The organism is Enterobacter cloacae, from assembly GCF_013375935.1.
GTDB classification, from domain to species: Bacteria; Pseudomonadota; Gammaproteobacteria; order Enterobacterales; family Enterobacteriaceae; genus Enterobacter; species Enterobacter pasteurii.
Genome location: NZ_CP056117.1, coordinates 3,197,069 through 3,216,756, shown reverse-complemented (window position 1 = coordinate 3,216,756; position 19,688 = coordinate 3,197,069). Strand labels below are relative to the sequence as shown.

Below are 19,688 nucleotides of genomic sequence, written 5' to 3'. Positions count from 1 at the left end.
CAAACAGATACCCAGCCCGCTACCCAGCGGGCTTTTTTTTGAACAGAAAATGAGAACAACACCATGCAAACAGCCAAACCACACCTCGAATTGCTGACCTGCGAGGCGGCCTATCGCCACAACCCGACCGCCCTGTTTCACCAGGTCTGCGGTGCGCGCCCAGCGACGCTGCTGCTGGAGTCTGCCGATATCGACAGCAAGGACGATCTGAAAAGCCTGCTGCTGGTGGACAGCGCGTTGCGCATTACCGCGTTTGGTGACACTGTCACCGTTAAGGCCCTTTCCGATAACGGCGCGTCGCTGCTGCCGCTGCTGGATGCGGCTCTGCCGTCGGGCATTGAAAATGAGCATCACCCGGAAATGCGTATTCTCCATTTCCCACCGGTCAGCCAGCTGCTGGATGAAGATGCCCGCCTCTGCTCGCTGTCCGTTTTCGATGCCTTCCGCCTGCTGCAAAATCTGGTCACCGTGCCGGAAGATGAGCGCGAAGCCATGTTCTTCGGCGGGCTGTTTGCTTACGACCTGGTTGCCGGCTTTGAAGCGTTGCCGGAAACCGAGCAGGGCAACCGCTGCCCGGACTACTGCTTCTATTTGGCTGAAACCCTGCTGGTAATCGACCATCAGAAAAAATATACCCGCATCCAGGCCAGCCTGTTCACGCCGTCAGCGTCTGAGAAAAGCCGCCTTCAACAGCGCATCGCCCAACTGCAACAGCAGATGACGGAGGCCCCGCCCGCGCTGCCGGTACAGCGTATTGAACAGATGACCTGCGAGGTAAACCAGACTGACGACCAGTACGGCGCCGTGGTTCGCCAGATGCAGAAGGCGATTCGCGCCGGGGAGATTTTCCAGGTGGTGCCTTCCCGCCGCTTCTCTCTGCCCTGCCCGTCGCCGCTGGCCGCCTACGACGTGCTGAAAAAGAGCAACCCAAGCCCGTACATGTTCTTTATGCAGGACAACGATTTCACCCTGTTTGGCGCCTCACCGGAAAGCTCGCTGAAGTACGACGCCACCAGCCGCCAGATTGAGATCTACCCGATCGCGGGAACCCGTCCACGCGGCCGTCGCGCCGATGGCTCGCTGGATCGCGATCTCGACAGCCGCATTGAGCTGGAAATGCGTACCGACCATAAAGAGCTGTCCGAGCACCTGATGCTGGTCGACCTGGCGCGTAACGACCTGGCGCGTATCTGCACTCCGGGCACCCGCTACGTGGCGGACCTGACCAAAGTCGACCGCTACTCCTTCGTGATGCACCTGGTATCCCGCGTGGTGGGCGAACTGCGCAGCGACCTCGACGTGCTGCACGCCTACCGCGCCTGCATGAACATGGGCACCCTGAGCGGTGCGCCGAAAGTTCGCGCGATGCAGCTTATCGCCGAAGCAGAGGGCCGCCGTCGCGGCAGCTACGGCGGCGCCGTAGGCTACTTCACCGCACACGGCGACCTGGATACCTGCATCGTGATCCGCTCCGCCTACGTTGAGGACGGCGTTGCCACCGTTCAGGCCGGTGCCGGGATTGTGCTTGATTCTGTCCCGCAGTCTGAGGCTGACGAAACCCGCAGTAAGGCTCGCGCGGTACTGCGCGCCATCGCTACCGCACACCATGCACAGGAGATTTTCTGATGGCTGACATTCTGCTGCTCGATAATATCGACTCTTTTACCTATAACCTGGCAGATCAGCTGCGTGCGAATGGTCACAACGTCGTTATCTATCGCAACCACGTTCCGGCCCAGACGCTGATTGACCGGCTGGCGACCATGCAAAACCCGGTGCTGATGCTCTCTCCCGGGCCAGGCGCGCCGAGCGAAGCGGGCTGTATGCCAGAGCTGTTAACCCGCATGCGCGGCAAGCTGCCGATTATCGGTATCTGTCTCGGCCACCAGGCGATTGTGGAAGCCTACGGCGGCTACGTAGGTCAGGCTGGCGAGATCCTGCACGGTAAAGCTTCCAGCATAGAACATGACGGCCAGGCGATGTTTGCCGGGCTGCCGAACCCGCTTCCGGTGGCGCGTTACCACTCGCTTGTCGGCAGCAACATTCCAGCCGGGCTGACCATCAACGCCTCGTTTGAAGGAATGGTAATGGCGGTACGTCACGACGCGGACCGCGTCTGCGGAATGCAGTTCCACCCGGAATCAATTTTGACCTCCGGCGGTGCGCGCCTGCTGGAGCAAACGCTCGACTGGGCGTTGCAGAAGCTGGAACAGACCAACACCCTGCAGCCGATTCTGGAAAAACTGTATCAGGCCCAGACCCTGAGCCAGCAGGAAAGCCACCAGCTTTTCTCTGCCGTGGTGCGCGGCGAGCTGAAGCCTGAACAGCTGGCCGCCGCGCTGGTGAGCATGAAGGTGCGCGGCGAAAGCCCGCAGGAGATTGCCGGTGCTGCAACGGCCCTGCTGGAAAATGCGGCCCCGTTCCCGCGCCCGGACTATCAGTTTGCCGACATCGTCGGTACCGGTGGCGACGGCAGCAACAGCATTAATATTTCGACCGCCAGCGCCTTTGTAGCCGCGGCCTGTGGTCTGAAGGTGGCGAAACACGGTAACCGCAGCGTGTCCAGCCGTTCCGGATCGTCCGATCTGCTGGCCGCGTTCGGCATCAACCTGGACATGAACGCCGAACGTTCACGCGAAGCGCTGGATGACCTGGGCGTCTGTTTCCTGTTTGCGCCGAAGTATCACACCGGTTTCCGCCACGCGATGCCGGTTCGCCAGCAGCTTAAGACCCGCACGCTGTTCAACGTGCTCGGCCCACTCATTAACCCGGCGCACCCGCCGCTGGCGCTGATTGGCGTTTACAGCCCGGAACTGGTGCTGCCCATTGCCGAGACCCTGCGCGTGCTGGGTTACAAACGTGCCGCCGTGGTTCACAGCGGCGGAATGGATGAAGTTTCGCTGCACGCGCCAACGCTGGTAGCCGAACTGAACAACGGCGAAGTGCTGAACTATCAGCTTGAGGCTTCTGATTTTGGCTTAACGCCATACCGTCAGGAGGCGCTGGCTGGCGGTACTCCTGAAGAAAACCGTGACATTCTCACACGCTTATTACAAGGTAAAGGTGAGGCCGCCCACGAGGCCGCCGTGGCTGCCAACGTTGCCATGCTGATGCGTTTACATGGTGAGGAAGATCTGAAAGCCAACGCCCAAAAAGTTCTGGACGTACTGCGCTCCGGTGCAGCTTACGATCGCGTTACCGCACTTGCGGCAAGAGGGTAAATAATGCAGACCGTTTTAGCGAAAATCGTCGCCGATAAGGCCATCTGGGTGGAAGCACGCAAGCAGCAGCAGCCGCTGGCCGGTTTCCAGAATGACGTCGTTCCGAGCAGCCGTCGTTTCTATGATGCCCTCCAGGGCGCACGCACCGCGTTCATTCTGGAGTGTAAAAAAGCGTCTCCGTCTAAGGGCGTAATCCGTGACGATTTCGACCCGGCGCGTATTGCCGGTATCTACAAGCATCATGCGTCCGCCATCTCCGTGCTGACGGATGAGAAATATTTTCAGGGCAGCTTTGATTTTCTGCCCGTCGTCAGCGGCATCGCGCCGCAGCCGATTCTGTGCAAAGACTTTATTATCGACTCGTACCAGATCTGGCTGGCGCGCTTCTACCAGGCCGATGCCTGCCTGCTGATGCTGTCCGTGCTTGATGACGAACAGTATCGCCAGCTCGCCGCCGTCGCGCACAGCCTGAATATGGGCGTGCTGACCGAAGTAAGCAACGAGGAGGAGCTGGAGCGCGCCATCGCGCTGGAGGCCAAAGTGGTGGGCATTAACAACCGCGACCTGCGCGATCTCTCGATTGACCTTAACCGCACGCGTGAGCTTGCACCGCGCCTCGGCGCGGGAGTAACGGTGATCAGCGAGTCCGGCATAAACAGCTACGCTCAGGTGCGCGAGCTCAGCCATTTTGCTAACGGCTTCCTGATCGGCTCCGCAATGATGGAACACGACGATCTGAATGCGGCCGTGCGCCGCGTGCTGTTGGGCGAAAACAAAGTGTGCGGCTTAACCCGTGAACAGGATGCCCTGGCCGCGTATGAAGCGGGCGCCATCTACGGCGGTCTGATCTTTGTTGATTCCTCCCCGCGGGCTGTCAGTGACGAACAAGCGCGTAAGGTCATCGCGGCGGCCCCGCTCAGCTATGTGGGCGTGTTCCGCAATGCGGACATCAACGACGTTGCGGCGAAAGCGGAAGCGCTAAAACTGAGCGCGGTTCAGCTTCACGGCGATGAAGACCAGGCGTATATCGATGCGCTTCGAGCCGTTCTCGCGCCTCAGATTCAAATCTGGAAAGCACAACGCGTCGAAGCCACGCTGCCCGCACGTAACCTGAACCAGGTGGATAAATACGTGCTTGATAACGGCCAGGGCGGTACCGGACAGCGTTTCGACTGGTCACTGCTGCGTGGCGAAGCGCTGGACAACGTTCTGCTGGCAGGTGGATTAAGCCCCGATAACTGCGTGGAAGCGGCTAAAACCGGCTGCGCAGGCCTCGATTTCAATTCAGGCGTAGAGAGCCAGCCGGGTATAAAAGATGCCAGCAAGCTGGCCTCGGTATTTAAAACTCTGCGCGCATATTAAGGAAGAGAAGATGACGACATTACTTAACCCGTATTTCGGTGAATTCGGTGGGATGTACGTCCCGCAGATCCTGATGCCCGCCCTGCGCCAGCTGGAAGAAGCCTTCGTAAGCGCGCAGAAAGATCCGGCGTTTCAGGCTGAATTTACCGACCTGCTGAAAAACTACGCCGGTCGCCCGACGGCGCTGACCAAATGCCGTAACCTGACCGAAGGTACGCGGACGACGCTGTACCTCAAGCGCGAAGATCTGCTGCACGGCGGGGCGCACAAAACTAACCAGGTGCTGGGCCAGGCGCTGCTCGCGAAGCGCATGGGCAAAACCGAAATCATCGCCGAAACCGGTGCGGGCCAGCACGGCGTAGCCTCGGCGCTCGCCAGCGCCCTGCTCGGCCTGAAATGCCGCATCTATATGGGGGCAAAGGACGTTGAGCGTCAGTCTCCAAACGTGTTCCGCATGCGTCTGATGGGCGCGGAAGTGATCCCGGTGCACAGCGGTTCCGCCACGCTGAAAGATGCCTGCAACGAAGCGCTGCGCGACTGGTCCGGCAGCTACGAAACCGCGCACTACATGCTCGGCACGGCGGCGGGTCCGCATCCGTTCCCAACCATCGTTCGAGAGTTTCAGCGCATGATCGGCGAAGAGACCAAAGCGCAGATCCTCGAGAAGGAGGGACGCCTGCCGGATGCGGTGATCGCCTGCGTTGGCGGTGGATCTAACGCCATCGGCATGTTTGCCGATTTTATCGACGAGACCAGCGTTGGGCTGATTGGCGCAGAGCCAGCCGGTCACGGGATCGAAACCGGCGAGCACGGCGCGCCGCTGAAGCACGGTCGCGTGGGGATCTACTTCGGCATGAAGGCCCCGATGATGCAGACCGACGAAGGGCAGATTGAAGAGTCTTACTCAATTTCTGCCGGGCTTGATTTCCCGTCCGTTGGGCCGCAGCACGCGTTCCTCAACAGCACCGGCCGCGCGGATTACGTCTCTATCACCGATGATGAAGCGCTGGAAGCCTTTAAAACGCTGTGCCGAAATGAAGGGATTATCCCGGCGCTGGAGTCCTCACACGCGCTTGCACACGCGCTGAAAATGATGAAAGCGGACCCGGAGAAAGAGCAGCTATTGGTGGTTAACCTTTCCGGTCGCGGGGATAAAGATATCTTTACCGTTCACGATATTCTGAAAGCACGAGGGGAAATTTGATGGAACGCTACGACAACGCATTTGCACAGCTGAAAGCCCGCCAGGAAGGCGCGTTCGTTCCCTTCGTTACGCTGGGCGACCCCGGTCCGGAGCAGTCGCTGAAAATCATCGACACCCTGATTGAAGCCGGTGCCGACGCTCTTGAACTGGGCATCCCGTTCTCGGATCCGCTGGCGGATGGCCCGACCATCCAGAACGCCACCCTGCGCGCCTTTGCTGCGGGCGTCACGCCGACCCAGTGCTTCGAGATGCTGGCGGCAGTTCGACAGAAGCATCCGACCATTCCGATCGGCCTGCTGATGTACGCTAACCTGGTCTTCAGCCGCGGTATTGACGAGTTTTACGCCGAGTGCGCCCGCGTTGGCGTTGATTCCGTGCTGGTCGCAGACGTGCCGGTGGAGGAATCTGCGCCGTTCCGCCAGGCGGCGATGCGCCACAACGTCGCGCCAATCTTCATCTGCCCGCCGAACGCCGATGACGCACTGCTGCGCCAGATTGCCTCGTACGGACGCGGCTATACCTACCTGCTCTCCCGTGCGGGCGTTACCGGCGCGGAGAACAAAGCCGCGCTGCCGCTGCACCATCTGGTGGAAAAGCTGGCGGAATACCACGCTGCGCCGCCGCTTCAGGGCTTCGGGATCTCCTCCCCGGACCAGGTTACCGCAGCGATTGAGGCGAAGGCGGCTGGCGCGATTTCCGGTTCGGCTATCGTGAAAATCATCGAGAAAAACGTAGATAAGCCCGCGCAGATGCTGGCTGAGCTGAAAGCGTTCGTCACCGCCATGAAAGCGGCAACGCGCAGCGCCTGACCGTCCTGACCGTCTGGCCTCGCTGCCGGGCGGTCTTCTTTCCGAAATGGCCTTCAGCGTGTCGGGTCAAAATTGATCGCGTCGATATTTTCGGCGTGAATAGCTTTTCAAACGTTTACGTAAGCGTATGATCTGGGCTCTTTTTAGCGTTATCCTTCTGAGTTCAGAGGTTATTCATGTCATGGCATTACTTCAAACAGACTTACCTGGTTAAGTTCTGGTCACCTGTTCCGGCCGTCATCGCGGCAGGCATTCTCTCTACTTATTATTTCGGTATTACCGGCACCTTCTGGGCCGTCACGGGCGAATTTACCCGCTGGGGCGGACAGCTCCTTCAGCTGGCAGGCGTACACGCCGAAGAGTGGGGCTACTTTAAACTCATTCATCTGGAAGGCACACCGCTGACCCGTATCGACGGAATGATGATCGTCGGTATGTTCGGCGGCTGTTTTGCCGCCGCGCTGTGGGCGAACAACGTTAAGCTGCGGATGCCAAAAAGCCGCATTCGCATCATGCAGGCGGTGGTCGGCGGCATTATTGCCGGCTTTGGCGCGCGCCTGGCAATGGGCTGTAACCTTGCCGCGTTCTTCACCGGTATCCCGCAGTTTTCGCTGCATGCCTGGTTCTTTGCCGTTGCCACCGCCATCGGCTCTTACTTTGGTGCAAAATTCACCCTGCTGCCGCTGTTCCGCATTCCGGTGAAAATGACCAAAGTCAGCGCGGCCTCGCCGTTAACGCAGAAGCCTGACCAGGCGCGGCGCCGCTTCCGTCTCGGTATGCTGGTCTTTTTCGCCATGATTGCCTGGGCGTTTTGCACTGCGATGAATCAGCCTAAGCTCGGCCTGGCGATGCTGTTCGGCGTTGGGTTTGGTCTGCTGATTGAACGCGCGCAGATCTGCTTTACGTCCGCGTTTCGCGATATGTGGATCACCGGGCGCACGATGATGGCGAAGGCGATCGTAGCCGGTATGGCAGTCAGCGCTATCGGCATCTTTAGCTACGTGCAGCTCGGCGTCGAGCCGAAAATCATGTGGGCGGGCCCGAATGCCGTCATTGGCGGCCTGCTGTTTGGTTTTGGCATCGTGCTGGCAGGCGGATGTGAGACCGGCTGGATGTACCGCGCCGTGGAAGGCCAGGTACACTACTGGTGGGTAGGTCTGGGTAACGTGATTGGCTCAACCATTCTGGCGTACTGCTGGGATGACGTTTCTCCGGTGCTTGCAACGAACTGGGATAAGGTCAACCTGCTGAACGCCTTTGGCCCGCTCGGCGGACTGCTGGTAACGTACGGCCTGCTGTTAATCGCCTTCTTGCTGGTTATCGCGCAGGAGAAGCGCTTCTTCCGCCGCGCCTCAGCTACAACGAAAACTCGGGAGAATGCAGCATGAAAGAGATCGTTCCGGACTATCGCCTCGATATGGTAGGTGAACCCTGCCCTTATCCCGCCGTCGCCACGCTTGAAGCCCTGCCACAGTTAAACAAAGGAGAAATCCTGGAGGTCGTGAGCGACTGCCCGCAGTCCATCAACTCTATTCCGCTTGATGCCAAAAACCACGGCTACACGGTGCTGGATATCCAGCAGGATGGGCCAACGATACGGTATTTAATTCAGAAGTAATATTCCGATCTAAAAAGGCCTCCAGGAGGCCTTTTTTTAGCTTACTGGCTTTGGCCACCGCCGCCTTTTAAGCTTTGGGAGGCATGAATGTGTGGTGAGTCGTGTTCCGCAAGCTGAACAAAGCGCACCGTGAGGTTGGTTGTGTGCTGCACTAAAGGTGGTAAAGTAAAACTGTTTACCTGCACAAACCGGACACTCAAATTTGATGTTGGGGATATCCCCTCCAGCCAGGTGTATGGAATAACCACCATACAGTAATTATCCCCCTTGCAGGGATATATCGTCTTACGGTCCGAACCTATGGGCGTGATGAAACGACAGGTTGTTGAAAGTTAACTCTTATTGATCCATGGCAACAGGAAAAATCTTTACTTAAGTAAAATCTTAAGCCTGGTTGAATAAGGTTTTGATGGATTGATGTTGGTAAGATTTTCTGGATTGTTGCTCTTTTTTATCTCTTTTCACGCGTTATCTTTAAATTTTTCGTCAACGGTTTTGCGGCTAAATTGTCCAGAAAGAGGGCCGGTAGAAATCATCCTGCACGTTTATGACCACACGCAGGAAAAATGGTCAGGGAATTTTGAAACCGGCGCGGGTCATAAGCGATCCGGCGATACTGAAATTGTTCCCTTTGCGAACGGCGATATTCTGTTCCACTCCATCTCACGCGATACGTTCAGCTACCTGTATGATGGCGAATCGAGGCTCAGGTATTGCGCAAAGCTGGATGAACGGCCTGTTTACCCTTCTTTTTAAGCCGGTATGACTGGCCGCCGTGCGGCCAGTTTTTTGAACGATCAGAAACGATATCCCGCAGAGAACATAAACACCCACGGATCCAGACGGGTGCTGATACTCTGCTGCTCCCCCCCTGCTTTGAAACGCACGTCGGTATCAATATCCATGTACCAGACGGAGGCGTTGATTAGCCAGTCGCGGTTGATGAGGTAATCCAGCCCCACCTGCCCCGCCACGCCCCAGGAGTCCTTCAGGCTAAGATCGGTCAGCCCGGCCGCTTTCCCGGTATCGTTAAATTTCTCGTCAAAGAAGGTCGTATAGTTCACACCGGCGCCAATATACGGACGCACCTTGCTGCTGGAGTCACCGAAGTACCACTGCGCCATCAGCGTTGGCGGTAAATGATGCACCGTGGCAATGTCTCCGGTCGGTCCTAAACCGACGCGGTGACGGAATGGCGTTGCGGCCAACAGCTCGACGCCAACGTTATCCGTTGCCATATAGGTGAACGTTAAGCCTAACTGGGTATTGTTGCTGACGTTAAAACCGCCCATTCCCAGTACGCTGTCTGAACCTTCCGTTGGACGAACCGTTGCCGAGCCGGCACGGATAAAGAATTCACCCGCTTCATGCGCGTACGCGCCACCAGAGAGACTGCTTAATACAAGGGCTGCCACCGCTACTTTTTTCATATCCGCTCCATCGTTGTGGTTTTAATAGCGATGGAGAATATACCTACAAATAAGTAATAAGTGATCTAACACAGATCACATTAAAACCAGTAACTTAACATTTATTGATCCAGATTAATTTTTACCAACATCATGTTAGCGCCTGTCTTGATATAGCCCGGCAAGACGGGATTACCGCTGCTTTACAAAGATATGCTTTTCCATACAAGCCTTGAGGCTGCCACCCGCGTGATATCCGGTGTACAATTGCCGGCTAATTAACACCTGCAATACTCAAGGAGAGTGCATGTCTATCACGGCGAAGTCTGTCTACCGTGACACGGGAAATTTTTTCCGCAATCAGTTCGTTACGTTTTTACTGATCGCGCTGTTGTGCGCCTTTATTACGGTGGTTCTGGGTCATGCGTTCTCACCCAGTGAAGAACAGATTGCTACGCTGAGCCAGGGGGATCATCTTGCAGGCAGCGCAGGCTTGTTTGACCTTGTGCAGAATATGACGCCGGAGCAACAGCAAATCCTGCTGCGCGCCTCCGCGGCATCGACGTTCTCCGGGTTAATTGGGAATGCGATTTTGGCAGGTGGCGTGCTGCTGATGATCCAGCTCGTTTCGGCCGGACACCGCGTTAGCGCGTTGCGCGCCATCGGTGCCAGCGCACCCGTGCTGCCGAAGCTGCTTATCCTGATCTTCCTGACCACGCTCCTGGTGCAGATGGGGATCATGCTGGTTGTCGTACCGGGCGTCCTGCTGGCGATTGTGCTTTCATTCGCGCCGGTTATGGTTGTGCAGGACAAAATGGGGATCTTCACGGCGATGCGCAGCAGCATTAAGCTCGCGTGGGCGAACATGCGTCTGGTCGCCCCGGCCGTTATCAGCTGGCTGCTTGCCAAAACGCTGTTATTGCTGTTTGCGCCGAACTTTGCGGTATTAACGCCCAACGTCGGTGCGGTTGTCGCCAATACGCTGAGCAACCTGATTTCAGCCGTGCTGCTGGTCTATTTGTTCCGCCTGTATATGTTAATTCGTCAGTAACCGGGATCGCAGAATGAAGCAGTTTCTAGATTTTTTACCGCTGATCGTTTTTTTTCGCGTTTTATAAGCTCTACGACATTTACGCCGGGACGCTGGCCCTGATTGTAGCAACGGCTGTAGTGCTGATTTACAGCTGGGTACGCTATCGCAAAGTTGAAAAGATGGCGCTCATCACCTTCCTGATGGTGGCGGTGTTTGGTGGCCTGACGCTGTTCTTCCATAACGATGAATTTATCAAATGGAAGGTGACGGTGATTTACGGGCTTTTTGCTGGCGCACTGCTCATCAGCCAGTGGGTAATGAAAAAACCCCTGATTCAGCGCATGCTGGGCAAAGAGCTGACGCTACCGCAGGAGGTGTGGTCTCGTCTGAACATCGCCTGGGCGCTGTTCTTTATTCTCTGTGGCCTGGCCAACATCTACATCGCCTTCTGGCTGCCGCAAAATATCTGGGTCAACTTTAAAGTCTTCGGGCTTACGGCCCTGACGCTGATCTTCACTCTGCTGAGCGGGGTTTATATCTACCGCCACATGCCGCAGGACGATAAGCAGTAATCAGATGGCCAGATCGCCTCGCGGTCTGGCCCCTCTCTTTTTCCTTCCCTATTCTCATCACGCTTTCTGCAAAGATGTCCGAATCATGAAGATTTTATGGAGATTGCCGTCATTTCATTGTAATGAGAATCACTATCATTAATATTCGTCATCGCATTTTAACAAATGGAAATGAGTTGATGAATAAAACAATAAGATTTGCCCCCGCGTCACTGACGCTGGCCATGCTTTCCGCGCTCAGCCAGAGCGCGCACGCAGCAGACGAACTCCTCGCCGATGGTGAAACCATGGTGGTTCAGGCCACCGCAGAGGAAGCACTCAAGCAGCAGCCGGGGGTTTCTGTCATCACCGCAAAAGACATTGAAAAAGATCCACCGGTTAACGATCTTTCGGAAATTATTCGCAAAATGCCGGGGGTTAATCTCACCGGAAACAGCGCTACGGGCAGCCGCGGCAACAATCGCCAGATCGACATTCGCGGCATGGGGCCAGAGAACACCCTGATCCTGATTGACGGTGTTCCGGTAACTTCCCGCAACTCGGTGCGCTACAGCTGGCGCGGCGAGCGCGACACCCGCGGTGACACTAACTGGGTTCCGCCAGAGATGGTCGAGCGCATTGAAGTGCTTCGTGGTCCTGCTGCAGCCCGCTACGGTTCGGGTGCCGCCGGTGGCGTCGTCAACATCATTACCAAACGCCCAACCAACGACTGGCACGGCTCGCTCTCCCTGTTCACCAACCAGCCTGAAAATGATAAAGAGGGGGCGACCAAACGCGCTAACTTTGACCTGAGCGGCCCGCTCGCGGGCGACGCGTTGACGATGCGCCTGTACGGGAATATCAACAAAACCGACGCGGATGCGCAGGACATCAATACCGCACAAAATGGCTCCTGGGCCGCCGGACGCGAAGGCGTACGTAATAAAGACATTAATGCCCTGCTCTCCTGGAAGCTCACGCCGCAGCAGATAATCGATTTCGATTACAGCTACAGCCGCCAGGGCAATATTTACGCTGGGGATACGCAGTACAGCAACGGCAACGTCAGCCCCAACGGGCTGGTATCGTCCCTTTATGGGCACGAAACTAACCGCATGTACCGTCAGTCATACGGTATTACCCACAACGGCATCTGGGACTGGGGCCAGTCAAAATTCGGTGTCTATTACGAGAAGACCAATAATACCAGGCTGGGCGAAGGCTCCACGGGTAAAGTGGAGGGGATGATTAATAGCGATAAATATGACACCAGCCGTCTCGAGTCATACCGCTCCACCGGTGAGCTGAATATTCCCTTCTTCTGGCTGGTCGATCAAACCCTCACCGTTGGCGCAGAGTGGAACCGTGATGAACTGAACGACCCGGCGTCGATGCAGGCGACTAACGTGTCGGGAGAGGTGATTAACGGCGTTTCCGGTACGGCCTCCGAGCGTAACAGCAAAAACAGCGCCGACCTGACCGGTATCTATCTTGAGGACAATATTGAAGCGCGTCCGGGCACCAGCCTGATCCCCGGCATCCGTTTTGATTACCACAATCAGTTCGGCAGTAACTGGAGCCCAAGCCTCAACCTCTCTCAGGATCTCGGCGACATGTTTAAGGTCAAAGCGGGTATCGCACGGGTATTTAAAGCGCCAAACCTGTATCAGTCCAGCGAGGGCTATCTGCTTTCCACCCGCGGTAATGGCTGCCCGAATAACGTTTCCGAAGGAAGCTGCTACCTGCTGGGCAACCCGGATTTGGATCCTGAAATCAGCGTGAACAAGGAAATCGGCCTCGCCTTCGCGCTGGAAGGCTACGAAGCCGGCATTACCTGGTTCCGAAACGATTATAAAAACAAGATCGTTTCGGGAACGGACGTTCTGGGGCAGACCAGCAGCGGTGTGAACATCCTTCAGTGGGAAAATGGTGGTAAGGCCGTCGTTGAGGGGGTGGAAGGTAACCTTACCGTGCCGGTGATCCGCGACACGCTCACCTGGCGCACCAACGCCACGTATATGATTCAGTCTGAAAGCAAAGATACCGGCAACCCGCTGTCGATTATTCCTGAATATACGATCAACACCATGCTCGACTGGGAAGTAAACAGCAAACTCTCGGCAAACGTTACCTGGACCATGTACGGCCGCCAGAAGCCTCGGGAAAATGCGGAAATCCGTAAAGAGGAAGGCGTAATGTCAGACCGGGAGATCGGCGCGTATTCCATCGTCGGGATCGGCGGAAATTATCAGCTGACAAAAAACCTGCGCCTTAATGCCGGCATCAGTAACCTCTTTGATAAGCAGATTTATCGTGAAAATGAGGGTGCGTCGACCTATAACGAACCGGGCCGCGCGTATTACGCAGGCGTAACCATGTCCTTCTGACCCTCAGGCGCCTGCTCTGCGGGCGCTATCCCCTATTCTCTCCAGCCAGAAATCATAGTAGCATCCCGCCTGAAGTCTTCAGTTATGAGTTAAAAAACAATGACAACAAATAGCGCCCCTCAGGGCGAACTGGTTTTACGCACACTGGCAATGCCTGCGGATACGAATGCCAATGGCGATATTTTTGGCGGCTGGTTGATGTCGCAAATGGATATGGGCGGTGCAATCCTTGCAAAAGAGATTGCTCACGGGCGCGTGGTGACGGTCCGGGTTGACGGAATGACCTTCCTGCGGCCCGTAGCGGTGGGCGACGTCGTTTGCTGCTACGCGCGCTGCGTTAAGCGCGGCAACACGTCCATCTCTGTCAACATTGAGGTATGGGTGAAGAAAGTCTCTTCTGAACCGATTGGCCAGCGCTACAAGGCGACTGAAGCGCTGTTTATCTATGTGGCGGTGGATAACGACGGAAAACCCCGTCCGCTACCCCAGAACTGATCCTCAGACGTAAAAAAAGCCTCACTCGAGGCTTTTTTTATTGCTGTTATTCCATTTGGGCCCCGCCGTTCAGGCGGAAGACAATGTTCACAATCAGCCCGTTGCCTGGCTTACCGGCTTCATAGCGCCACTTGCGCATGGCCGATTTAACTTCACGTTCAAACATATTGGATGGCTGCGCGGACAGGATCTGCACGTTATCCACGCGTCCGTCTGCCGTAACGTCAAATTTCACCCGTACTCGCCCTTCAATACGTAATGCCTGAGCGCGAGCCGGATACTGCGGCTGGTTACGGCTCAGCGCGCGCGGCCCCGCAGGCGCTGTTACCGCTGGTTTGGCCGCGGTCGCGGTGTTATTCATCAGCGGACGCGAAGGTGCGGTATTTTCAACCGGCTGCGTGGCGCGCGGCTCTACCGGACGCACTTCACGTTTAGGGCGCTCCTCCACCTTTTTGACCGGTTTCGGTTTTGGTTTTGGCTTCGGTTTTGGCTCTGGCTTATGGATGACCACCGGCGCTTCTTTCGGCGGCTCCGGAACGGGCTCAGGCTCTGGCTCCGGCTCAGCAACGGGCTGTGGCGGCGGAGGCGCAACCTGTGGCGGTTCAAGATCCGCAGGCGAGACCATGGTCACCGAAATTGGCTGCGCAGGGGCCGGCATTTCAATAACCTGATGAACCGAGGTATAGAGCAGACCCGCCACGACAGCACCGTGAATAACGACGGAAAGCAGCGTCGGCCATGGAAAGCGGCGAGGTAAATCAAGGGTCATCGAAGTCATAATCATCAACGTTAAAAAACCGAACTCCGATTTTAAATGCAAATAGCAATCATATTCAATAAGACACTTTGTCCTGGCGCAATTTAAGCGTACAAGAGGACAAAAAAGGGGCATCCAGATCAGGGTTTTAACATTGTTATTATCTTTGCATTGCAGACATTTGTGCTTTCACATAACGTAAATGACACTTTTACCGGTTAAGGAGCTTTGCCGTGCTTTACGTGATTTACGCTGAAGATGTATCTGATTCTCTGGAAAAACGTCTTTCCGTTCGCCCTGCCCATCTGGCGCGCTTACAGCTGTTGCAGGATGAAGGCCGGTTACTGACCGCGGGCCCGATGCCTGCCGTCGACAGCAACGATCCTGGTGCAGCGGGTTTTACCGGCTCAACGGTGATTGCCGAGTTTGAGTCTCTCGAAGCCGCGCAGGCATGGGCAGAAGCAGACCCGTACGTCGCGGCCGGCGTGTATGAGAACGTCACGGTTCGCCCGTATAAGAAAGTGTTCTGAAAGAAAGGCTCCAGCAGGAGCCTTTTTTCATTCCGGTAAAGAGCCGTTAAGGCGGGTAAACTGCTGTTCGGTAATCAGGCTTCCCCACTGCTTGCCCTCCCACTCACTGGCAAGCTGAAAGCCAAAGGATTCGTAGAGACGTCTGGCGGCCGTAAGCTTATTAAACGTCCAGAGGTGTACCGCGGAGAAACCCATGCTGTCGCAAAAATTCATCGCTTCCTTCAGCAGCCTTTTGCCCGCCCCATGTCTACGGCATCCATCGTCAAGAATAAACCATCGCAGATGGGCTTCTCCCTGCTCAAGATCTTCACCGTCAATGGCTACGGAGCCAACAATTCTGCCCTGGATAAGCGCCAGCCAGATTCGGTTACAGGGATTAGTAAGACGTCCGCTGAACTCAGCCAGCCCCGAAGCGACTTTGGCTTCAAAGAAGCTGCCGAACTGGTGTTCGCGGGCGTAGAAAGTCCCGTGCATCTCCGTGATGCGGCCTATCATACCGGGCAGATAGCCCTCAACAATCTCCAGCTCATCTGAGAATTTATCCGCAGGATTTTCGCGGCACGACAGCAGCGCACCGGCATAAAGCGATAACCCCCGGGCAATGGCCTGCTGTTGATCGGGAGTCAGCGACCGTATTGCCGAAATCACCCGCTCGCTACCGTAAGCGTTGATTTGCTGGACGGTCGCATGCCCTTTTGCGGTAAGCCGGAGACATTTTGCCCTGGCGTCTTCCGGTGATGCGAACTCCTCCAGTTCACCAGCGGCTATCAGACGAGCCAGCATTCGGCTGACGCTTGATTTTTCCAGCCCCAGCAGCTGGACTAGCTGTCCGGCCGTCATCTCTTTACGCAACCCAATTTCGACCAGAGTATGGACGGCGGAAGGGGAATAATTCGTTGAGGCCAGCGTCGAGGCCATAAATCCAAGCTCTCGCACCATCAGACGTGAGGCGCTGCGGATGTCACTGACTATAGGGGTTTCGATGTGCATTGTTGTTCTCCGTTATTTAGTTGTACTATACAACCATATAACGGCACGCTGTCAACAGGATCAAAAAAGGCTCCCTCAGGAGCTTTTTTTTAACGCTTTAACACAATGAACCAAAAGGGTTTGTTTCATATAGTATTTACATGTTGACCACAACAATACTTGAAGCCCAGCTTTTGCGGGCTTCTAACAACTATCGGTTGCGCGCAGCGATGGTTTCAACAATAACGCCGAGCGTGGTATCGTGCCATGACTGTTCCCGGCAGGAGTTTAGCGACCCGCGAAAATCAGCGCTGCACCCCTGGATGGTGACCGTATCAGGCGCGCCCCGGCGCTCGATTTCATCGACCGTAAAACTCCCTTTATTCAATGACCTCAACGCCGTGTTGATAGTCGCTCATCCGTAAAACTCCTTTGTGAAGTGGAGCGTCTATTTTCTTGCTTTCAGGAGTTAGGAACTATTCGACTCAGCTCTTCTGCAGATTACACAGCAAGCCTTCTGCGGGGCACGTTGTCAGTTTTGGGTTGAGCAGCTTTATCATTACAGTTACTATGCCTATCGTTTGTATGACTTTTATAATTCACAGATATATTTACTGATTTTTCATCAGTACACTCAGCAAATTACTATTCAATAAAACGGAATGTTGTTTTACAAGGGAGCACGATGAAAACCTTCGTTATCAACCTTAAAACTGAAATAAAAAAAAGAAACAATATTGATGCACAATGCAAAGCCAATGGTTTCGACTATGAAATCATTGAGGCTGTTAACGGCCGTGAACTGCAGGATGAAGCAACGCACCTTCTGGCTCATAACCCTTCACAGGCCAGACTAACAAAAGGCGTGATTGGCTGTACATTGAGCCATCTGTATATATATACCAGAATGGTAGCAGACAGCATCCCTTATGCCCTGGTGCTTGAGGATGACATTACAATCACTGAGTCTGCAAAAGAAGTTATTAGTACTGTAGAAAACGCACTTCAGCCGCGCAGCCGTGAAATTTACCTGCTCAATACGCCTGAGGCTATCACTCCGTTAATCAAGAAGAAACTGACTGAGAATGTCACGTTCCACAGAATGGCGCGGGCAAGCCAGTCACCTGCATACATTCTCAGCCTTGAAACGGCAAAAGCCTTGCTCGATTTTAACTACCCAATTAAATATGAAGTAGACCGCTGGGTTGCATTCCGAGATTACTGCAATATTAAAATATGGTGTCTCCCGGAAGGAGTCATCGATAGCTATGACCAGGATAAGAAAGAATCAACCCTTGAAGCTGAGCGCTGCAAAATTGAGCATGAGCGGCTGAGATTCCTGGCCACCCTAAGAAAAAAAGAGAAAGGATATCAAAGAAAGAGATTGGCTAATTTAATTCTAAAAAAAATCAGTCATCAGGTTATTTGAAATATGCCCCCAAAACGGGGCTTTTTTTAAGGCTTTTCAGGCCAGACGCATGGCGGAACAACTGAAGGGATACTGGCCAAACCAGCTGAACTTCTCAGAGTCATGCGGAATGCTAATGCGAATGTTGATGACCCTTCAGGGCGCTTCAACAGGACGTATTCTTGAGCTTATGCGGGATCTTGAAAGCATGGGACAACTGGCAACGTTGCCGATAAGAAGGGAAAGGCCCTGAAGATACCCCACAGCCCCGAAAATGGGCCAGTCAGTTGCTTAACTGACTGGCATTACTCCCTCAGAAACCTTTTTTCATTCAGTGCAGCGACGCCAGCCGCGCCGCGAACCCGACGAACAGCAGCCCTATCAGACCGTTGCCCAGCCTGGCGAGTTTCTTTTTCGTTTTCAGGTAACGCGTAACAAACGCCCCTGAGAAAATCAGGAAGCTCATGTACATGAAGCTGATCAGCTCCAGGGTTGTGGCGAGGATCAGGAACGACGTGCCGGTATTCGTCGCGTTCACATCAATGAACTGAACGAAGAACGACACGTAAAAAAGAATGGCCTTCGGGTTCGTCAGGCTCAGCACCAGCGAACGCTTGAGGATCGCGCTTGCCGGTTCGGCGCTATTATCGTGCGCGTTATTCTGACGGTTAATAACAGACCAGAGCATTTTGCCGCCGAGCCACAGAAGGTAAAACGCGCCCAGATAGCGGACGATATTAAATAACACCGGCGTGGTCTGGATTAACGCGGCGACCCCCGCCCAGGCCAGAAACATGAGTACAGCATCACCAATAAATACGCCGGTAGCGGCCAGATATCCTTTTTTAACGCCGTGGCCAATCCCTGTTTTAAGCACAAACAAGGTGTTCGGTCCTGGAACCAGCACGATAAAAAATGCGCCGACAACATAGGTCCAGAAATTCAGTACACCAAACTCCGCAAACACGTCTCACTCCTTTTGCACTACAACTGCGTGATTACCGCAAATAACGGTATCCCCAAATCAGGGCGCTATTGTACGCCGTTATAGCCGTCAAGATAAGTCGCTGCCAGTTCGTTGCCAAATAAAGCAGCATCCTTTTCATCCATTGCCGACGTCCACTTATCCTTCGAATTGCCTGCGAAGGACTCCTGCGACTTCGCATTTTCCTTCAGCTGATCGCGTATGCTTTCGGCGTATTGATGCGCCTCTTCCTGCGTCCGGCCTTCCGTGCGGTCGGCCCTGCCGCGCGCGTAAAGCTCGCGGAACTGCACCACGTTAAGGCGATAGTTCTTCTGCACGTCAGAGGCGTAATTGCCGCCGGTGAAGCCGGACTGATGCGAGACAAAATAAAACGCGTGCCGATCAGGGGAAGGTTTACTGCTGGTACATCCGCTTAATATCGCAATCCCGAGGATCGCTGCCACCGCTTTTCCGTTCATCCTTTTTCCTTTTAATAAAGCCAGCTTACTCCCCAGGCATAAACATAATCTGTCAGCGAGGAGAATGACGATAACCCTAAATCTTCCCTGAGCGCATCCAGCGCCAAAAGCACAATAAAAACCCAGAGATATGGATTCATCTTTTTATTTCATGACGTTAGGGGGGCGTAGTATATCGCTGAAACCGAAGAGGAGAGACTGCGAAAAATGATAGTCCGGAGGTTTAACGGGCACCTTAACGGTGCCCCTCATGCTTTTCAGATGTCCTGGACCGCGAACAGCAGCGCGTTACGGTGTCTGTTCAGTCCACATTTTCTGATGGCGTGGATACGCATATTGCGGCGGGATTGTGCTTCCAGCCAACGAGCCTTACGACGACTCACCTGTCGCAACATGCGCCAGCGCCCTACTTCAGTTCTACTGCGCTTCATGTCTACAACTCTTTCTCTAACAGAAACGTCATTATAAGCCTAAGCTGTCGGCAAACCAGCG

General features: G+C 54.9%; 20 protein-coding genes, 4 pseudogenes and 1 other annotated feature (1 of these 25 cut by a window edge). Of the genes and pseudogenes, 16 read left to right on the top strand and 8 right to left on the bottom strand.

All coding sequences use genetic code 11. The features are described from left to right. Positions 1-40: a sequence feature (Trp leader region), on the top strand (it extends 55 nt beyond the left edge of the window). Between the two features lie 23 nt (positions 41-63). The 8 genes from HWQ14_RS15080 (at position 64) to HWQ14_RS15045 (ending at position 8,970) form a co-directional block, all read left to right on the top strand. Beyond that, positions 64-1,626, top strand: coding sequence for an anthranilate synthase component 1 (locus tag HWQ14_RS15080; protein ID WP_176610156.1), 1,563 nt, complete (start codon positions 64-66; stop codon positions 1,624-1,626). Continuing rightward, positions 1,626-3,221: a bifunctional anthranilate synthase glutamate amidotransferase component TrpG/anthranilate phosphoribosyltransferase TrpD gene (trpD, locus tag HWQ14_RS15075; RefSeq protein ID WP_176610155.1), complete on the top strand. Its 1,596-nt coding sequence runs from the start codon at positions 1,626-1,628 to the stop codon at positions 3,219-3,221. Before HWQ14_RS15080 ends, trpD begins: the two co-directional genes overlap by 1 nt. A gap of 3 nt (positions 3,222-3,224) precedes the next feature. Beyond that, positions 3,225-4,583, top strand: coding sequence for a bifunctional indole-3-glycerol-phosphate synthase TrpC/phosphoribosylanthranilate isomerase TrpF (trpCF, locus tag HWQ14_RS15070; protein WP_176610154.1), 1,359 nt, complete (start codon positions 3,225-3,227; stop codon positions 4,581-4,583). A 10-nt stretch (positions 4,584-4,593) separates the two neighbouring features. Continuing rightward, positions 4,594-5,787 carry a tryptophan synthase subunit beta gene (gene trpB, locus HWQ14_RS15065; RefSeq protein WP_176610153.1) on the top strand — a complete coding sequence of 398 codons (1,194 nt, stop codon included), beginning with the start codon at positions 4,594-4,596 and terminating at the stop codon, positions 5,785-5,787. Continuing rightward, positions 5,787-6,596 carry a tryptophan synthase subunit alpha gene (trpA, locus tag HWQ14_RS15060; protein ID WP_176610152.1) on the top strand — a complete coding sequence of 270 codons (810 nt, stop codon included), beginning with the start codon at positions 5,787-5,789 and terminating at the stop codon, positions 6,594-6,596. The genes trpB and trpA overlap by 1 nt, the downstream gene beginning before the upstream one ends. Before the next feature lie 176 nt (positions 6,597-6,772). Then, positions 6,773-7,984 (top strand): selenium metabolism membrane protein YedE/FdhT, encoded by a 1,212-nt coding sequence (yedE, locus tag HWQ14_RS15055; RefSeq protein WP_148419654.1) that lies wholly within the window; start codon positions 6,773-6,775, stop codon positions 7,982-7,984. After that, entirely contained in the window at positions 7,981-8,214 is a 234-nt protein-coding gene (yedF, locus tag HWQ14_RS15050) for a sulfurtransferase-like selenium metabolism protein YedF (protein ID WP_148419653.1), read from the top strand. The genes yedE and yedF overlap by 4 nt, the downstream gene beginning before the upstream one ends. A gap of 417 nt (positions 8,215-8,631) precedes the next feature. Then, the gene (locus HWQ14_RS15045) at positions 8,632-8,970 is read left to right on the top strand and encodes a hypothetical protein (RefSeq protein ID WP_176610151.1); all 339 of its coding nucleotides are present in this window, start codon (positions 8,632-8,634) and stop codon (positions 8,968-8,970) included. A gap of 41 nt (positions 8,971-9,011) precedes the next feature. On the opposite strand, the gene ompW is transcribed toward HWQ14_RS15045, so the two are convergent. Then, entirely contained in the window at positions 9,012-9,644 is a 633-nt protein-coding gene (gene ompW / locus HWQ14_RS15040; RefSeq protein ID WP_148419651.1) for an outer membrane protein OmpW, read from the bottom strand. A 168-nt stretch (positions 9,645-9,812) separates the two neighbouring features. Between ompW and HWQ14_RS23290 the strand changes: the two are divergent. The 5 genes and pseudogenes from HWQ14_RS23290 to yciA form a co-directional block, all read left to right on the top strand. Beyond that, positions 9,813-9,905 (top strand): annotated as a pseudogene (locus HWQ14_RS23290) (YkgJ family cysteine cluster protein); the annotation flags it as partial. A 25-nt stretch (positions 9,906-9,930) separates the two neighbouring features. Then, on the top strand, positions 9,931-10,674 hold the full coding sequence (locus tag HWQ14_RS15035) for a YciC family protein (RefSeq protein WP_176610150.1): 744 nt from the start codon (positions 9,931-9,933) through the stop codon (positions 10,672-10,674). A 13-nt stretch (positions 10,675-10,687) separates the two neighbouring features. Then, positions 10,688-11,228, top strand: a pseudogene (locus HWQ14_RS15030) (septation protein A). A 179-nt stretch (positions 11,229-11,407) separates the two neighbouring features. Beyond that, the gene (locus HWQ14_RS15025; protein WP_176610149.1) at positions 11,408-13,594 is read left to right on the top strand and encodes a TonB-dependent siderophore receptor; all 2,187 of its coding nucleotides are present in this window, start codon (positions 11,408-11,410) and stop codon (positions 13,592-13,594) included. A 99-nt stretch (positions 13,595-13,693) separates the two neighbouring features. Beyond that, positions 13,694-14,089 carry an acyl-CoA thioester hydrolase YciA gene (gene yciA, locus HWQ14_RS15020; RefSeq protein ID WP_148419647.1) on the top strand — a complete coding sequence of 132 codons (396 nt, stop codon included), beginning with the start codon at positions 13,694-13,696 and terminating at the stop codon, positions 14,087-14,089. A gap of 46 nt (positions 14,090-14,135) precedes the next feature. Here yciA and tonB read toward each other — a convergent pair whose 3' ends face one another. Next, positions 14,136-14,858: a TonB system transport protein TonB gene (gene tonB / locus HWQ14_RS15015; protein WP_176611205.1), complete on the bottom strand. Its 723-nt coding sequence runs from the start codon at positions 14,856-14,858 to the stop codon at positions 14,136-14,138. A 221-nt stretch (positions 14,859-15,079) separates the two neighbouring features. Here tonB and HWQ14_RS15010 point away from each other — a divergent pair, with 221 nt between their 5' ends. Then, positions 15,080-15,376, top strand: a complete 297-nt coding sequence (locus HWQ14_RS15010) for a YciI family protein (protein ID WP_148419645.1) — start codon at positions 15,080-15,082, stop codon at positions 15,374-15,376. A 27-nt stretch (positions 15,377-15,403) separates the two neighbouring features. On the opposite strand, the gene HWQ14_RS15005 is transcribed toward HWQ14_RS15010, so the two are convergent. Together HWQ14_RS15005 and HWQ14_RS15000 are read right to left on the bottom strand one after the other, a co-directional pair. Next, positions 15,404-16,366, bottom strand: coding sequence for a bifunctional helix-turn-helix transcriptional regulator/GNAT family N-acetyltransferase (locus tag HWQ14_RS15005; RefSeq protein WP_176610148.1), 963 nt, complete (start codon positions 16,364-16,366; stop codon positions 15,404-15,406). A gap of 193 nt (positions 16,367-16,559) precedes the next feature. After that, positions 16,560-16,733 (bottom strand): annotated as a pseudogene (locus HWQ14_RS15000) (phage late control D family protein); the annotation flags it as partial. A gap of 297 nt (positions 16,734-17,030) precedes the next feature. Here HWQ14_RS15000 and HWQ14_RS14995 point away from each other — a divergent pair. Together HWQ14_RS14995 and HWQ14_RS14990 are read left to right on the top strand one after the other, a co-directional pair. Further along, entirely contained in the window at positions 17,031-17,774 is a 744-nt protein-coding gene (locus HWQ14_RS14995; protein ID WP_176610147.1) for a glycosyltransferase family 25 protein, read from the top strand. Positions 17,775-17,808: 34 nt separating this feature from the next. Beyond that, positions 17,809-18,006: pseudogene (locus tag HWQ14_RS14990) on the top strand (IS4 family transposase); the annotation flags it as partial. A gap of 78 nt (positions 18,007-18,084) precedes the next feature. Here the strand turns inward: HWQ14_RS14990 and leuE are convergent. The 4 genes from leuE to HWQ14_RS14975 all read right to left on the bottom strand — a co-directional run bounded on the left by leuE (position 18,085) and on the right by HWQ14_RS14975 (position 19,627). Continuing rightward, entirely contained in the window at positions 18,085-18,720 is a 636-nt protein-coding gene (leuE, locus tag HWQ14_RS14985) for a leucine efflux protein LeuE (protein ID WP_176610146.1), read from the bottom strand. A 65-nt stretch (positions 18,721-18,785) separates the two neighbouring features. After that, complete coding sequence (locus HWQ14_RS14980; protein ID WP_176610145.1) at positions 18,786-19,196, bottom strand: Exc2 family lipoprotein; 411 nt, start codon at positions 19,194-19,196, stop codon at positions 18,786-18,788. 11 nt (positions 19,197-19,207) lie between these two features. Then, entirely contained in the window at positions 19,208-19,336 is a 129-nt protein-coding gene (locus HWQ14_RS23500; protein ID WP_209007145.1) for a KPN_01571 family protein, read from the bottom strand. Between the two features lie 117 nt (positions 19,337-19,453). After that, the gene (locus HWQ14_RS14975; RefSeq protein WP_017384232.1) at positions 19,454-19,627 is read right to left on the bottom strand and encodes a YciY family protein; all 174 of its coding nucleotides are present in this window, start codon (positions 19,625-19,627) and stop codon (positions 19,454-19,456) included. Positions 19,628-19,688 lie beyond the last annotated feature (61 nt).

Bases quoted from the DNA above. Each gene is read 5' to 3' on its own strand.
- trpD (WP_176610155.1), top strand. From the start codon at position 1,626: ATGGCTGACATTCTGCTGCTCGATAATATCGACTCTTTTACCTATAAC.
- HWQ14_RS14995 (WP_176610147.1), top strand. From the start codon at position 17,031: ATGAAAACCTTCGTTATCAACCTTAAAACTGAAATAAAAAAAAGAAAC.
- yedF (WP_148419653.1), top strand. From the start codon at position 7,981: ATGAAAGAGATCGTTCCGGACTATCGCCTCGATATGGTAGGTGAACCC.
- HWQ14_RS15025 (WP_176610149.1), top strand. From the start codon at position 11,408: ATGAATAAAACAATAAGATTTGCCCCCGCGTCACTGACGCTGGCCATG.
- HWQ14_RS23500 (WP_209007145.1), bottom strand. From the start codon at position 19,336: ATGAATCCATATCTCTGGGTTTTTATTGTGCTTTTGGCGCTGGATGCG.
- HWQ14_RS14980 (WP_176610145.1), bottom strand. From the start codon at position 19,196: ATGAACGGAAAAGCGGTGGCAGCGATCCTCGGGATTGCGATATTAAGC.
- HWQ14_RS14975 (WP_017384232.1), bottom strand. From the start codon at position 19,627: ATGAAGCGCAGTAGAACTGAAGTAGGGCGCTGGCGCATGTTGCGACAG.
- HWQ14_RS15005 (WP_176610148.1), bottom strand. From the start codon at position 16,366: ATGCACATCGAAACCCCTATAGTCAGTGACATCCGCAGCGCCTCACGT.
- yedE (WP_148419654.1), top strand. From the start codon at position 6,773: ATGTCATGGCATTACTTCAAACAGACTTACCTGGTTAAGTTCTGGTCA.
- trpB (WP_176610153.1), top strand. From the start codon at position 4,594: ATGACGACATTACTTAACCCGTATTTCGGTGAATTCGGTGGGATGTAC.
- HWQ14_RS15045 (WP_176610151.1), top strand. From the start codon at position 8,632: ATGTTGGTAAGATTTTCTGGATTGTTGCTCTTTTTTATCTCTTTTCAC.
- yciA (WP_148419647.1), top strand. From the start codon at position 13,694: ATGACAACAAATAGCGCCCCTCAGGGCGAACTGGTTTTACGCACACTG.
- trpA (WP_176610152.1), top strand. From the start codon at position 5,787: ATGGAACGCTACGACAACGCATTTGCACAGCTGAAAGCCCGCCAGGAA.
- ompW (WP_148419651.1), bottom strand. From the start codon at position 9,644: ATGAAAAAAGTAGCGGTGGCAGCCCTTGTATTAAGCAGTCTCTCTGGT.
- HWQ14_RS15080 (WP_176610156.1), top strand. From the start codon at position 64: ATGCAAACAGCCAAACCACACCTCGAATTGCTGACCTGCGAGGCGGCC.
- trpCF (WP_176610154.1), top strand. From the start codon at position 3,225: ATGCAGACCGTTTTAGCGAAAATCGTCGCCGATAAGGCCATCTGGGTG.
- HWQ14_RS15035 (WP_176610150.1), top strand. From the start codon at position 9,931: ATGTCTATCACGGCGAAGTCTGTCTACCGTGACACGGGAAATTTTTTC.
- tonB (WP_176611205.1), bottom strand. From the start codon at position 14,858: ATGACCCTTGATTTACCTCGCCGCTTTCCATGGCCGACGCTGCTTTCC.